The sequence below is a fragment of the Priestia sp. JV24 genome (assembly GCF_025910025.1).
In the GTDB taxonomy this organism is placed as follows: Bacteria; Bacillota; Bacilli; order Bacillales; family Bacillaceae_H; genus Priestia; species Priestia megaterium.
Window position 1 is genome coordinate 89,321 of the sequence record NZ_JAPCIN010000015.1, and the last position, 15,739, is coordinate 105,059.

The 15,739-nt window shown below is 36.1% G+C and carries 11 protein-coding genes and 1 pseudogene; 8 read left to right on the plus strand and 4 right to left on the minus strand.

The genetic code is table 11. The features are described 5' to 3' along the window. Window positions 1-253 precede the first annotated feature (253 nt). The 6 genes and pseudogenes from OK414_RS09765 to OK414_RS29905 all read left to right on the plus strand — a co-directional run bounded on the left by OK414_RS09765 (window position 254) and on the right by OK414_RS29905 (window position 6,186). Window positions 254-2,131, plus strand: coding sequence for a sigma-54-dependent Fis family transcriptional regulator (locus OK414_RS09765; RefSeq protein WP_263045549.1), 1,878 nt, complete (start codon window positions 254-256; stop codon window positions 2,129-2,131). Between the two features lie 54 nt (window positions 2,132-2,185). Next, window positions 2,186-3,235 carry a 2,3-butanediol dehydrogenase gene (locus tag OK414_RS09770; RefSeq protein ID WP_263045550.1) on the plus strand — a complete coding sequence of 350 codons (1,050 nt, stop codon included), beginning with the start codon at window positions 2,186-2,188 and terminating at the stop codon, window positions 3,233-3,235. A 128-nt stretch (window positions 3,236-3,363) separates the two neighbouring features. Continuing rightward, window positions 3,364-3,560: pseudogene (locus OK414_RS09775) on the plus strand (hypothetical protein). 128 nt (window positions 3,561-3,688) lie between these two features. After that, on the plus strand, window positions 3,689-4,903 hold the full coding sequence (locus tag OK414_RS09780; RefSeq protein WP_263045551.1) for a cystathionine gamma-synthase family protein: 1,215 nt from the start codon (window positions 3,689-3,691) through the stop codon (window positions 4,901-4,903). 232 nt (window positions 4,904-5,135) lie between these two features. Continuing rightward, window positions 5,136-5,714: an HTH-type transcriptional regulator Hpr gene (locus OK414_RS09785; protein WP_205662740.1), complete on the plus strand. Its 579-nt coding sequence runs from the start codon at window positions 5,136-5,138 to the stop codon at window positions 5,712-5,714. Between the two features lie 337 nt (window positions 5,715-6,051). Beyond that, a complete protein-coding gene (locus tag OK414_RS29905) occupies window positions 6,052-6,186 on the plus strand; it encodes a DUF3231 family protein (protein WP_317620591.1) in 135 nt (44 codons plus the stop codon). 605 nt (window positions 6,187-6,791) lie between these two features. Here the strand turns inward: OK414_RS29905 and OK414_RS09795 are convergent. Continuing rightward, entirely contained in the window at window positions 6,792-7,931 is a 1,140-nt protein-coding gene (locus tag OK414_RS09795; protein ID WP_263045552.1) for a hypothetical protein, read from the minus strand. A 900-nt stretch (window positions 7,932-8,831) separates the two neighbouring features. Beyond that, window positions 8,832-10,262 (minus strand): hypothetical protein, encoded by a 1,431-nt coding sequence (locus OK414_RS09800; RefSeq protein WP_013082784.1) that lies wholly within the window; start codon window positions 10,260-10,262, stop codon window positions 8,832-8,834. A gap of 376 nt (window positions 10,263-10,638) precedes the next feature. Between OK414_RS09800 and OK414_RS09805 the strand changes: the two genes are divergently transcribed. Beyond that, complete coding sequence (locus OK414_RS09805) at window positions 10,639-10,989, plus strand: VOC family protein (protein ID WP_263045553.1); 351 nt, start codon at window positions 10,639-10,641, stop codon at window positions 10,987-10,989. 295 nt (window positions 10,990-11,284) lie between these two features. On the opposite strand, the gene OK414_RS09810 is transcribed toward OK414_RS09805, so the two are convergent. Continuing rightward, window positions 11,285-12,376: an AI-2E family transporter gene (locus tag OK414_RS09810; protein ID WP_016763781.1), complete on the minus strand. Its 1,092-nt coding sequence runs from the start codon at window positions 12,374-12,376 to the stop codon at window positions 11,285-11,287. A gap of 109 nt (window positions 12,377-12,485) precedes the next feature. Beyond that, window positions 12,486-12,680 (minus strand): twin-arginine translocase TatA/TatE family subunit, encoded by a 195-nt coding sequence (locus OK414_RS09815; protein WP_013082787.1) that lies wholly within the window; start codon window positions 12,678-12,680, stop codon window positions 12,486-12,488. 1,046 nt (window positions 12,681-13,726) lie between these two features. On the opposite strand from OK414_RS09815, the gene OK414_RS09820 reads away from it, so the two are divergent. Then, window positions 13,727-15,682: a beta-galactosidase gene (locus OK414_RS09820; RefSeq protein WP_205662742.1), complete on the plus strand. Its 1,956-nt coding sequence runs from the start codon at window positions 13,727-13,729 to the stop codon at window positions 15,680-15,682. Window positions 15,683-15,739 lie beyond the last annotated feature (57 nt).

Genomic DNA, 15,739 nt, shown 5'->3' on the forward strand with positions numbered 1-15,739 from the left:
CCCAAGTTATTAAACTCTTTGAGGATGAAAAGTAAAAATGAATGATTCAAAAAGATAACTAGAGGATGAAGGAATCACGGAAGCGGTATAGTAGTTTTCCTGCATCCTCGTCTAGTTTCTTTATTAATTTTTACATAACGTGAGGTTAAAAATCTATCATTTGGTAATGATAACGTTTTCTTTGTGATTTATAATAATGGTAACAAGCCTTGATTTACTATATTCAATTAAGTTTATAGGGGAGAGGTCAGAAATGGAATCCACACTTTCTTTAAACACATGGAAACGTTTTGTAAACGAAGGAGCACTTGAATCTTCAAGATTAAACGACATTATTGTAAAGTCATGGCATCGTTGTAAAAGCGCAGATGTTAATCCTTACCTAGATAAAGGCAGATCGATTTTAAGAAATGAAGACTTTCATTCTCGAAAACAAATGAACTCTTTATTTCTTGAGACGGCTTTGCCACACTTAGAAAGAATCAGACAATCAGCGGCGGACTTAGGAATGGTTGCTTTATTAATTGACCCAGAAGGCTATATTTTATCTATTACAGGAAATAGACTTACACTGAATGAAGCAAGGAAAATTAATTTTGTGGAAGGTGCCTGTTGGACAGAAAAAGAAGTAGGCACAAATGCAATCGGTACGGCTCTGCAAACGGAAGAGCCTATTATGATAACGGGTACAGAACATTATTCGATTGCTTCGCATCAATGGAGCTGTTCGGCAGCGCCTGTTCGAAATGACGACGGAAATTTAATTGGGATTATTAATATTTCTTGTCCTGTAAACAGAGCTCACCCTTATACACTTGGGATGGTTACGTCCATTGCGTATACAATTGAGCGGGAGTTAAGCATTCGAATGCACAAAGACGAAATTGAGTTGGTTCACGCTTCTATGAATTTTGTTGATAGCAAACAGCTCTTGTTGCTTTGCAATTACAAAGAAGTGATTGTGGGAGCAAGCAAAACCGTGCGAGAATGTATACCAAAATGGTCAGGTCTGCAGTTAAATACGATTGTACAAGAGGGATTTCGTATAGTGATGGAAGTGCCTGTAACCTCAAAAAGACACGGTCATTCTATTGGAAAGATTATTTATTTATCAGAAGAAGCGCACCACAACCAAACAACTACACAGATCCCTGCTCAATCATTTTCTTTTAAAGGAGAAGCAGGCATAAGCCGTTCCTTTCAGCAAACACTAGAAGAAATAAAGCATGCGGCTCCTACGGATACAACTGTCTATATTTTAGGGGAAACAGGTACCGGAAAAGAAGTAATAGCTCAAACAATTCATGAAAACAGCTCGCGTAAAAACGGGCCTTTTATTGCTCTTAATTGTGGTGCTATTCCGAAAGAACTTATGGAAAGTGAATTATTTGGCTATGTGGATGGAGCATTTACAGGAGCACGGCGTCAAGGATATCAAGGAAAGTTTGAGCAGGCTAATCACGGTACGATTTTTCTTGATGAAATAGGTGAACTTCCTCATTCTATGCAAGTTTCTTTGTTAAGAGTATTGCAAGAGCGCAAGGTAACGCCTGTTGGAAGTAATCAGGAAATTCCGGTAGACATCCGGATTATTACCGCTACTCATCGAGATCTTCGTCAACTTGTCAGTGAAGGGAAGTTTCGCGAAGATTTATATTACCGGCTCCACGTGTATCCCGTGCATGTTCCGCCTTTGCGAGAAAGGAAAGAAGATATTCCACATCTGATGCGCTACTTTTGTCAAAAGAATGCTTGGAATATGAATTTCCCCAAGGAATTAGTAGATAAATTAATAGATTATCAGTGGCCCGGCAATATTCGAGAATTATTTAATGTACTTGAACGCTTGAAGATCTCGCTTAAAACAGAAGCAGAAAAAGAGAAGATATTGAATTACTTGAGTTCTTTAAATCTTGGTGGCCAAAAGAACATCTCTAACTCTGATACTTCACAAGAAATAGAAGACAATGATTTTACGTCCCTCCCCGTACTCACATTTCGTGAAAAAGTTCAAAAAGACTTAATGATGGATGCTTTACGTAAAACACAGGGAAATGTGTCACTTGCCGCTAAGCTGTTAGATATACCAAGAAGTACATTTTATAACAGATTAAAAAAATTCAATTTGTAAGCTGAGAGTTCGTAGCTGTTTTAAATTTTTAAATAAGGATAGGAGCTGAGTAGAATGAAAGCATTAAGATGGCATGGCGTTAAAGATGTAAGGTTAGAACATATTGCAGAACCTACTGTCTCTCAAGGAAAAGTGAAAATTAAAGTAGAATGGTGTGGAATTTGCGGAAGTGATTTGCATGAGTACACGGCAGGACCCATTTTTATTCCTACAGAAGACCTCCATCCATTAAGCAAAGATAAAGCGCCGGTTGTACTGGGGCATGAATTTTCTGGACACGTTGTAGAAATCGGAGAAGGTATTACGAATGTAAAAGTCGGAGACAGAGTAGTGGTAGAACCTATCTATGCATGCGGAGAGTGTGAAAACTGTAAACAAGGAAAGTATAATCTTTGTAATAAAATGGGGTTTTATGGTCTTGCCGGAGGTGGCGGAGGTTTTTCTGAGTATGCCTCCATACCGGTAGAAATGATTCATAAAATACCGGAAGTGGTGTCTTACGAGCAAGGAGCTCTCGTAGAGCCTTCAGCTGTGGCTCTTCATGCTGTGCGTCAAAGCAAACTAAAGGTAGGAGATAAAGCCGCCGTATTTGGGACGGGGCCAATCGGTTTGCTAGTTATTGAAGCGTTAAAAGCATCTGGTGCATCTGAAATTTATGCGATCGAACTATCGGAACAGCGCAGACAGAAAGCTGAAGAACTTGGGGCGATTGCCATTAACCCGCAAGAATACGACCCCGTAGCAGAAGTACATAAGCGCACAGGCGGAGGTGTAGACGTTTCCTATGAAGTGACAAGTGTTCCCTTAGTTTTAACTCAAGCTATTAATTCTACCAAAAGTGGCGGGGAGACAATGATTGTTAGCATATTTGAAAAAGAAGCGTCCATTCATCCCCAAACAATCGTTTTACAAGAGCGTACAGTAACAGGTATTATTGGCTACCGCGATGTATTTCCAGCGGTTATTAGTTTAATGGCAAAAGGCTATTTTTCGGCTGATAAACTGGTGACAAAACGTATCAAGCTAGAGAATATGATTGAAGAAGGTTTTGAGACATTGTTAAAAGAAAAAGAACAAGTGAAAATTTTAGTGAAAGCCGAATAAAAAAAGAGGCTGGGACAAAAATATTTTAGACGAAGTAAAAAACGAACTATTGATCAAAATTTTTGATTAGTGGTTCGTTTTTTTGTTAACATGAACATATGTTCGTTTTGTTTAGGTCCTTCTAGCAGTTGATTGGAGGGCAAGACGAGGACTCCTGCGGGAAAAGCGGAACAAATGAGACCCTACAGGAGCGTATGCGACGAGGTGGCTCAGCGCCCGCGTAAAGCGAAGTCTTGCACGGAAATCAACTGCCGTGTCATAAGCGGTTCAGCTCATCTATCCTATTTGTTCGTCTTTAGATTGGATTCATTTCGTTATGTCTTAACCTCTTTAAATTGAATAAGGTAAGTATGGTTATTTTATTATCAGATTATTCTGTACTATATACAGTATATTGTATACAATATATAATCTAATCATTATCTAATTAATAAAATCAGAGGTGATGAGTGAATGACAGACAAACAGTTTAAAAATGTACAAGACGGAACAAAAGCGGTATGGGCAGGAGAAAAAGAATCCCTTGCTTACAATGCCACTCAAGTTCCCGTCGTCTTCAGCGTAGCTTACAATTATGATGATGTAGACGAATGGCAAGAAGTTGCTTTAGGAAACAAACCAGGCTATACGTATAATCGCATGAGTAATCCTACAGTTAAAGCTTTTGAAGAAAAAGTAAGGATACTTGAAGAAGCAGAAGAAGCGGTCGCATTTTCCTCCGGCATGGCGGCTATTAGCAGCACATTATACACGTTTTTAAAACCTGGAGACCGCGTCGTATCGGTAAAAGATACATATGGAGGAACAAATAAAATCTTCACTGAGTTCCTTCCTAACATCGGAGTTGATGTAACCTTATGCAATACGGGAAATCGTGAAGAAATTGAAGCGGAAGTAAATAAAGGGTGTAAAGTGCTATATTTAGAGTCACCTACAAATCCTACGATGAAAATTATTGATATTGAAAGAATAACAAAAGCAGGAAAATCTGCAGGGGCAGTCGTCATTATTGATAATACGTTTGCAACACCCATTAATCAAAACCCTCTTCAATTAGGGGTAGATCTTGTCATTCACAGCGCAACAAAATTTTTAAGCGGACATGCGGATGCCTTAGGAGGAGCAGTATGCGGCTCTAAAGAATTAATGAAGCATGTGTATCACTACCGTGAGATCAATGGCGCGACCATGGATCCCATGTCAGCGTATCTTATTTTAAGAGGAATGAAAACGTTAAAATTACGTATACGTCAACAAGAGCAAAGCGCTTTGGAAATTGCTAAATTTCTTCAAAAGAAAGAAGCGGTTGAAGCCGTCTATTATCCTGGATTGGAAACACACCCTCATTATCATATTGCCAAAAAACAAATGAAAGGCTTTGGCGGAATATTAAGCTTTGTTTTAAAAGGAGAAATGGAAGCTATTAAAATTTTGCTGCCAGAGTTAACGTATGCAAATAAAGCCGGCAATTTAGGAGCGGTTGAAACAATTTATGGACCAGCAAGAACGACTAGCCACGTAGAATGTACGCTTGAAGAACGTAAAGCTCTTGGCATATCCGAAGGACTGGTTCGCATATCTGTAGGAATTGAAGATACGGAAGATTTAATTGCAGACTTAGAACAAGCATTTGCTCACTTGGAATCCGCATCATCTATTAGTAAGTAAAAAGACGCGTATTACTTTTTTTAATGAAAATAAAGTAAGTACCTCTTTTTAGTTGGTATGCACTTCTTCAGAATTGTAGAAATTTTGTGGAATAAAGCTGATAAATTAAACTGTACGTGTATTTTTTCGTCTGATTTTGTAGGTATACTGATAAATTAGATGAAATAAAAATGTTTTTACGCGTTTTAAAAATAAACTAACTTACAACAGCCTACAAATAAGGAATGATAGTATGTCGAAACAAGAACAAGAAAGTGAATACACAATAAAAGATGCATCATTGTTTGGATTCAAATTAATGCAGGTAAGTAAAGCCATCTGGAGAGCTGCGGAAGATGACTGGGAGCAATGGGTGAAACCTTATGGACTAAACGTAAATGAGCATCATATTTTATGTTTAGCTAGTAACACGGGAGAAATCTCTATGTCAGAGTTAGCTAGTTTAGGAGCTATGCATATCTCTACAGCGTTTAATTTTTCGAAAAAATTAGAAAATCAAGGATATCTGCACTTGTTCAAAAGAGAAAATGATAAAAGAAACACCTACATCAAATTGACGGAAAGTGGCGAACAATTATTGCTTGATACGCTCAAAGGGTATGAACCACATAACAGTAAGATATGTAAAGGTGCACTTCCTTTAAAAACGTTATACGGCAAATTCCCCGCTTTTCCAGAGCTAGTAACCGTTGTTCGCCATGCTTGCGGCGGCGAGCTTGTGACCGTTGCTGATCAACCTTTTGTGAATATAAAAGAAGCGGAAATAGAAGAAAATGAAGATAAGAAAGAAGTCCAGCTAACTAGTAATTGAACGCAGTGAATAATATGCAGACAATAGAGCTTCATGAAAATAAGTGAATAACAGGCGGAGCTGTTTTATACGTGAGAAATACGACGTATAAAACAGCTCTTTTTATTTTCCGTGCTTTATTTGTAAAAGGTGAAGATCTGACAAATAAAGCACGGAACGCTATATTGAAAAGCTTCATCGAGATAATTTACCAGCGCCATCCTTTCCTGATCATTTAATTACTACTTCGACTTTTCACCGTTTTCGGATAAATTGATGATGTTCCATAAAATGGATATGTTCTCGATGAAAAATGAGGGCTTTTGGAAATTCAGTAGCCGTCAATGGAAGACATGATTTGGCGCTGATATATGGAAAATCAATGACAAATACCTCGAGGTTTGTAAAAGATGCAGCGGATATTATGATGGAAAACGGCTGGATGGAAACACCACCGGATGCGGTAGACAGAGATCATTTAAACTCCAACTAATTAAATAATTTGCCTTTATAGTTCTAATGAATAAAAACACACAAAATCTGACATCTATTTTGTGTGTTTTTTATTTGAAGAGAGAAAAAGCTGTTAATCCTGCCTTTATATTTGATAGTCATTAAACTAACCCAACTTATGATTACAATTTGTATAGGAGCTTAATGTCTCCATGTATAAAAAATATTATTTATTTGCTGCTCATTATTTTATAGAAATTACTAGACATTTATAAGACATTAAAAAGAAATTAAAGAAATTATAAACATTGCTAAAACTTATATGGGTAAAAGCCTTCTGCTGACTGAGGTTAAAGGGAATAAAGCAATCAAAAAAACTGCAGTTTACTACAAGAATTTTCACGAAAAAATATAGGATTTTTTTATAACTGCCATATTTTCTACCCAATCGATCGGAAAATAACGTTTATTTATTGTATTTTTTGTTCATTTAGTTGATTTTTTTCATAGGAATGAAAATCATTATCATTTAAAGGGATTTATTATAGTTAATAGACAAATATATTTTAGTAAGTTAAAGAGAAAGAAAGAATAGGAGGGAAATAAAGTAGAGGTGAGTAAAAAAAGGCATAACAAAAAAGAGTATTATAGAGCGTTAATTTTTGCCTGATAATACCCGTTGGCAATTTTGCGGATATACGTAAAGAAGTTTGACTCCATTTCATGCACAAGAGGGCGAAATGCCTCCATACTTTCTTCTATGTAAGTTTGTTGTAAGTAACGCTGAACGGACGTTAATGATTTTTCGATTATATCTAAACCGAACTCATGCACAATGGAATGAATATCTTCTTTTTTAATGGAATAATGGCCAAAAGATTTAAAGAAATTCTTAAACTGAGCAAATGCATGCTCTCCACGGATTTTTTCGATTTCTTTTTGTTTTTTACTATCATGAGCACCAGTTAAATTGAAGCTTAAAATAAAACCATCCTTGATTTTTTCAATAATTGATTTTCTTGGCTGCTTTTCTTCTAATAATGTTTTGACACAATCATCTTTTTCTAGCACATCGATACGGAAAATTGTACTCAATTTACTAGCCATTTCTTTAATAGCAGCTTTATAGCCAATGTATTTTGGAAGAATGTGTTTTACCTCAGTGTAAGATAGAAGCGCTTCTGAATCTTTCTTTACGTTTACATCAGATTCGTATACGTACAACGCACGTAAAGCCAGACGCAGCATGTTGATATTTTTAATAGCCAGCAATTGATAAATCACTTCCATCGAAACAGAAGTATAACCGCCTTTTGAAGTATATGTATTGTTATCTTCATCAAGCATTTCAGGATTATATGATATGTTTTGAACATCAGCAGCTTCTTTTATATGTAAATCTAAAAAATCCTCTAAATAGTTGTTTAAAGAAACTTGAATATAGTCTCCCCATAAACGATCCCAGCGAATGATGTCATAGTTTTCTAAAAGCTTATTATTATTTTGAACGGTCCGAACGGAACATTGGATTGTATTAGCCAGTTCTTGCTCAGAAATAATTGAAATATGACCTTGGCTGTTACATTTGGCTACGTAAGCTAAAATTTGCTTCATCAGAGAACCCGTCCACTTTATGTCTACAAAGTTTTTCGCAAGACCAAATGAATGTTTTTCATAGTAATAGCTATTGTCTCGTTTCGTGTTTCTATTTAAGCCGCTCATGACAATCAGCAGTTTATTTGCTACAAGGGTGTGCCGTTTTAGTGACAGCTTTTGTATACTCATGTAGTGACCTCCTTTCCAAAACTATATACGTCGTCTTTTACAGTATAGACACAGTCATATAGGCTGTAAAATGACATATTTGCACGGGGAAATGGTGCATTTTTTTAAAAGACTAGTGATACCAAGGGACGAGACATCCATTTAAAAGGTGACATATTTGCACGGAGATGTGGAGCAAAAATAGCGTTATATTTCATAAACGTTGATAAAACAGCATTCTTAAGACAAATGTCGTATTATGACGGATGAAATACACGTAATGTGACAAATTCAAAAAAAAATTTGATGTAAAAATGACATATTTGCACGGAGAATAGGAGCAAAAATGATAAAAATAAAGATTCGGGCGACAAAGTGACACATTTGCACGGAAAATAGGGACATAAAACAAAAAAATGCCCTTTTTTAGACACAGAAAGTTCACATTTTTACAAAGAATAAATGAACATTTGCAGAAAAAATCGCGCTTTTTTAAAAAAGTGGCATATTTGCACGGAAATCTGGAGCAAAAAACACTTTTGCACGGAGATTTGGAGCCAAAAATGCAGAAAACGGAGGGGGAAAGTCGCTGTCTCAAGAAAAATTATGTAAAAGTGGCATATTTGCACGGAAGATTGGAGCCAAACTTATAGTAAATGCAGTATAGAAAGAAAAACGACACTTTTACACGGGAACCTGGAGCAAAAATTAGTTGTAACACTTCTTTTAGACACAAAAAGTTCACAAAATGATAAGAAAGGTGAAGTTTAATAACTATATCAGCAGGGGAAATAGTATGTTTATATGGAGAATTGGAGCAAAAAAACACTTTTGCACGGAAATGTGGAGCAAAAAATGCAGTAACTAATGGTAGGCAGATAAAAAGAATGCTCTTATAAAAATCATAAGAGCATTCTTTTTTTAGCCTATAGAACTTGTTACGTTTTGATAAATAGAAAGGGGAGCATATTCGTAATCACCGGCTAGTAAGTCTTTTACTTCACTTTCTCCCACAGGAATAAAGGTAATCTGAAACACTTGGCCCACTCTTTTATAGGATTGGACAGCTAGTTTTTGTTCGACTAGCTCATCTAAGGCTGTTTCAATTTCGACAAGGTTTTCTTTTTTTCGTCTTTTTCGAAAGCGGACTCTTGTCGAAAAATATAAATAATCTCTTGTGACATTGTATGAAGATTTTGTTTCATAGCAAATGAGACGCTCTTTTTGCATAACGAATAGCAAATGATAAGCGGCGTCTAAACTTAATTTTTCTACTTTATTTTTATAAATACGCACCGTTTGGCGTTGAATATAGTCTCTATATATCACTTCATTGACGTGAATTTCAGCAATTCGCGTTCCGTTGGGCATGGTAGTAATATCCACAAAGTCAAAAATACCGTAGGCAATTTTCTTATTATGCTGTACTTTTGTCATGCTATAGTGCTTCATTTTTGTAATTCTTTCTTCTATCATCTGATAGTTGCGCTTACTGTCTGTTTTATAAAGTGCTTTCACAAGGTCACCAATTTTTACGTTAATAATTTTTTGTGTAGCGAACAATTCGTCGCGTTGGCTCATGATCTCTAAAAACACTTTATAATCAAACCGATCTAAATCACTAATTTTATTTCCATTTTCTTCAGCGTATTCTTTTTCTATTAACAATTCGTAATCTGTCCCGTCTTCAGAGTTATAAGTACTTAAGAAATATTCTTTTCCTTCTTTCTCTAATAGGGGTTGCTCGACGAGAAGCTTTGCTCTTGAGTTAGAGAAAAAAGGATTCTCTACAGTTGAAAAAGGGCTCTCAATAATACTATGATTTCCGTTTTGGAAGCTTGGGTCCAGTATAGTAAGCCCAATAATAATAGATATATCCGTATGGATTGCTTTTTCTCGCTGGGTCTTGGTTTTTTGATGAATATAAGGATAATCCGTTAAGAAGAAGCTATCTTCTTGACTCCATTCACGTAGGATACCAATTCGTTTATCAATGACTTCTTCCGGAGATGATACGTTTTCAAACTGTTTGCAAAAGAGTTCTTTTCCATTCGTTTTATAATAAGCTGTTAGCGCTTTGTATTCGCCAATCAGCTCTTTATTCTTCTTAGGCTTTTTTTGCTCATAGTCGCGTATAGCAGCATCTAACCATCTGCGTTTCGTACGATTGAGAAAGTCCTTTTTTAAAATCCTCAACGCTTCGTTTACATCTTTATTTTCAAAGTGCTGCTGATAAAGAGGGAGGATGGTGCTTTCTAAATCACCTTTTATACTTTCATTATAAACAGATAAGAGGCGTAATTTAGATACTCTATCAATGACTTCGCGTATGAGTAAAGATGAATAATCCATACACATCTAACCTCCTTAACCTTAAGTTAGTCATTTTAATCCTTAGCTGGATAGTGGCTTTAAATCTATTGTAATGCACGAAAGTTCGATGCTACAAACAAAAAAAGGCTACTATCTATAGTCTTTTTTTCATTATACACGTGCAAAGCAGAGGAAGGGGGAGATTTTCTCATTTTCTTTTTTAGTAATCTACATTTGGTCATGAAGCATATATATTTGCCGTGTAGCTTATGTATGGAGGATAAACGTGTCTGCAAGACCGCTAATTCTGCTACCGAGTTTAATGGACTGATAGAAAGTATCTCAAAATAAAAGGATATTAGCGATTAAAAGAGAATACGTTGTAAAACTACTAAACCCATACCGGAGGTCATAAATGAACCCTATATTAAATGAAGTAGGCACGGTTTTTATTCCTGTAAAGGACATAAAAAAAGCACGAGATTGGTATTGTGACATACTAGGTTTGATAGCAGATGGAGACATTTTATATGATCATTTATATGTGATACCTATGAATGGAACAGGAATTGTATTAGATAGCAAAACTTATTCAAAAAATACGCTTTTTAAAACGCCAGCTTTTCATTTGAATACAAACGATATCAAAGAAGCTTATGAATATATGAAGCAGAAAAAAGTAGAGCTAACGACAGGAATTCAACACAATCATTGGTTTACATTTAAAGATCCGGATGGAAATCACCTGATGGCGTGTCAGTGCTGAACCCATGGGAAGATAAAAGACATTAGGACATAACGAAATTACCCCAATCTAAAGACGAACAAATGAGATAAAGGAGCTGAACCGCTTGTGACACCGCTGTTGAGTTTCGTGTAAGACTTCCGCTTTTCACGCAGAAGTCTTCACCTTGCCCTCCAATCAACAGCTAGAAGCAGCTGCACGAACCCTATGTTCAATATGACAATAAAAAATCCGAACTATTAATCAGATTAATAGTTCGGATTTAACTTCAACTAAGAAGCTTTTTTACCAGCTTCTATTGGATAGCCTCGGCATTTTACAATTTGACAGATTTGTTTCTGAATTGAATCATTCTTACAATATTTATCACAATTGTTTTTGTTACAGCATAAGCAGGAATCGCTAAGATCATTCCGAGTATTCCTGCAATATTACCCGCAACAAGCAATAAAATAATAATCGTTAAAGGATGAGTGTTTAATTTCTTTCCAATTACCAGCGGAGAAATAATGTTCCCATCTAGCTGTTGAACGATTACGACGACGATAATTACTAATATCGCTTTTGTAGGAGAGTATAATAAACCTACGATTAAAGCAGGTGCTACGCCAATGAAAGGGCCGACGTACGGGATAATATTAGTAAGGGCTCCTATTAGTGCGAGTATCAATGCATAGGGTAACCCTATGATGAGGTAACCAATGAATGTACTAATACCCACAAACAAACAAACGAGCATTTGGCCTTGAATATAAGTAGCTAGCGTATTTGTTGTTTCTTTCATTGTACGTAACGTTTCTTTTCGGTAAGAAGCAGGAACCATACGCAGCGTATTTTTACGAAGTTTATGGCTGTCTTTAAGCATATAAAAAAGAATGAAAGGAACGGTTACAACCGTAAGTGTAATATTCGTTACGACGCTTAAAACAGATGAAATACTGTTTGTGAGATTCGTAGGTAAAGTAGACGCGTAGTTTAAAAGTGACTCTTCAATATGATCGAGCGACACATATTTTTGTTCAACGAGCCAGTTAAACCATCTTGAGTTAGATAAATCATTTATGTACTCTCTCGTTTCTACAATGTAAGACGGAATATTTTTAGCCAAATCAGTTAATTGCTTAGATAAAGTAGGTCCCACACCGCCCACAATAGAAGCAATTACGCCGATAAAAACAACGTATAATAGTAAAATGGCCAGTGTTTTTGGCACTTTTTTTCTTGTGAGAAATGACACAATTGGTTCGAATAAAAAGAAAAGAAAACCAGCTACGAGAATAGGGAAAAACAAAGTGGAGATAAACACACCGATTGGTAGAAAAACAAACGAAATATGTTTACAAATGTAAATCAGTAAAGCAATCATTAATAGTTCTAATGTCCAAAAATGCAGTTTCGATTTAAACAAAAAGTTACCCTCTTTCTTTACTATTTTTTACTATCATACATCAAAAAAGAAACCCACTGCACGTGAAAAGTGGGCTTTTTAGTCTGTATAACTTTTATTTACATAAAAATTAGGATTTTTCCTCTTTATCTTCAGTGGTATCCTCTGGAGTTTTTTTGTCGTCATCCTGTATAATTCCTTCCGCTGCATTTTTAAATTCTCGCAGGGAATGTCCAAATGCTCGTCCTATGTCCGGCAATTTACTCGGTCCAAATACAATTAAGGCAGTAATCCCGATTACGACCATGCTTGTTGCTCCTGGCATGATATCCTCTCCTTTAAAAGCAATGAATATATGAAAATTAAAAAGAGATAGTAAATAAAGTGCATGTTTATACTATTCACTTTTCTCTTTAAAATTCCTTTATTTTAAATGATACGAAAATAAGGTGCAGCGGCTATGTATGATTTTAATGCTATAATTAATTTCGTATGCGAAATTAATTATAGCATTAAAGACAGCCGTTCGCCTTATTACCCCTGCATAAGTTCTATGTAAAAAAGTCTTCATAAGAATTTGCAAAGCAACGGAGGCAAATACGGCTTATGGATTCGAGCCTATGAACGTTCTCCCGTCACAAACCTAACGATTCGTCATTCTAATTTCCAGCATGTTGCAACATCATTATTGATGGAAAATGTAAAGGATCCTGCGTTTGAAGAGCTTTGTATAAATGGAAGCTGCATGAACACAAACCGGTAAAAGGTGTGTTTATAATCAGCTGCAAGTAAAAGGCGGAACAAGAGTATCTTAGCCCCAGAAGTATCCGCATAATTAATCGAGATTATTGATTAATTGTGCGGTCTTTTTTTGTTGTGATGGTGAACGTAGATTTAATGTGTTAATAAGGGTAAAAACCTGCTCTGTAATTTTTACTATTTTATAGATAAGTCAAATGACTCTGACTAATTGATAGATAACATGTATGAAAGAAATTACTTTTGCTGATTGTTTTATAAGCAATTTATTACCTAAATGTGGATGTGGTAAGTGTGAGGGGAGATATATACAAGAATTATAAAAACATTTGTCTTTGTAAGCGTTTTATTCTTTATTTTAATAAAGAGCAAAAAAAGGATGTTTTTCTCTAAATTTTTACCATTGAATATTTTGAATAAAGTTCATAAAATAAACTTGTAAGCGTTTTAAAAAATTAGAAAGTATGTATCTTGAAAGTTGAATAGAGATTTATTTATGAAGAAAATAAATGTGATTTTTTTGCTTTTGATGACTGTTTCCGAGTAGACCTTAACAGTTAGCAGCAAATCGTTCATTTAATGAAATAAAGAAATAGATAGGAGTAGAGAAAAATGTACATCGGTGTCGATTATTACCCTGAACATTGGCCAGAGAATATGATAGAAGAAGATATCCAAGGCATTAAAGAGCTAGGATCAAACATGGTAAGAATAGGAGAGTTTGCTTGGCACCTAATGGAGCCTAAAGAAGGTGAATATGACTTCTCCTTTTTTGATAGCGTTATCAATAAGCTTAAAAAACAGAATATTGATGTTATGTTTGGTACGCCTACTGCCACTTTTCCGGCTTGGCTTGCAAAGCAGCATCCTTCTATTTTATCAAAAGATGAAAACGGGGCGGTCAGAGCCTTTGGAGGAAGACGTCAATATTGTTTTAATTCGCCCCTTTACCGAAAGTATAGCGCTCAGATTACAGAACAACTCGTAAAGCACTACTGCCCAGAAGAAGCAATTGTAGCATGGCAAGTTGACAATGAATTTGGCCATGAAGGCAGTGACATGTGTTACTGCGAACAATGTCATAAAGAGTTTCAGCAGTTTTTGGAAAGACAATATAAAGATATCAATGAGCTAAATGAAAAGTATGGCACTATTTTCTGGGGACAAACATATAGCGAGTTTACTGAAGTGCCTATGCCCGTAAAAACAATTACGACACACAGCCCTTCGCTAAAGCTTGACTGGGCGCGCTTTCGTTCTTTTTCGTTAAACAGATACGCTCACGAACAAACAGCGATTGTGAAGAAATATAAAGGTGATCACCAGCTGTTGACAACGAACGTATCAGGGGGCTTTTTTGATAAATGGTTTGATCATGAAGAAAATCTAGAAGTAATGGACTTTGTATCTTATGACAATTATCCGGTATGGGGCGGTCAAACAGAGCCCATTACCCCGGCTCATATTGCACTAGGGCATGATTTTAATAGAGGTTTGCTACATAAAAACTTCTGGATTGTAGAGGAATTAATGGGCGCTCAAGGTCATGATATCATCGGTTATCTTCCGCGACCTAACCAGGCAAAAATGTGGTCTTATCAGGCGTTTGCTCATGGATGTACGAATATGCTGTATTTCCGTTGGCGCGGAATGACAAGAGGAGCCGAGCAATACTGCTATGGAGTTGTAGGTCACGATAATCATTATGGAAGACGCTACAAAGAAGTTCAGTCGTTATTTAGTGAAATCGTTCATTATGAACATGTACTTGAGTCTGGTATTAAATCCGATGTTGCCGTTTTGTATGACTATGAAAATATATGGTCATGGCGCTTTCAGCAGCAAAGTGAAGGATTTGACTTTACGCAGGAGCTTCTTAGAGGATATACACCGTTTTATAAGTTGAATACACCTATTGATGTTATTCCTGCTGCAAGAGATTTTTCAAGCTATAAAGTACTAGTTGTTCCGGCTTTGCAAATCATTGATGAAGAACTAGGTAAAAGATTTACTGAATTTACTGAAAACGGAGGCGTCATCGTTTTTACGTTTAGAACCGGCATTAAAGACAAACAAAATAATATTCGCTTTAAACAGACGCTGCCCGGATATGTAAAAGAAATAACAGGGATTGAAATTCATGAAGTGGAAGCACTATCTTCTACTCAGAAAGCAGCTATTAAAGGGGTAGGACCGTATGAAGGAGAACAAGCAAGTGTGTCCGTGTGGAGAGACATTATCACACCTGTAACAGCTGAAGTGCTGTATGAGTATGACGATCCATTTTATAATCAAGCGGCTGTAACAAAAAATCAGTTTGGTCGCGGGACGGTTTATTATGTAGGCTGTGGAATTGAAGAGCAGACTTTTGAAAAAATTGCGCTTGATATTGTAAAACAGCAGCATATTGAGCATACGGAAAGTGAAGAGGGAATTGAAGTATATCCTCGCAAGCTTGGAGAGAAGAGTTATTCCTTTCTTATGAACCATACGCCCGAAGTAAAAGTATTTAAAGATATTGTTCTGCAGCCTTACGAAAGTCGAGTTGTGGAAAATATACAGCCGTAATAGAAGACTAGAATCTCAAAAAGCAATGAGATTCTAGTCACCAATGATATGAAAGCG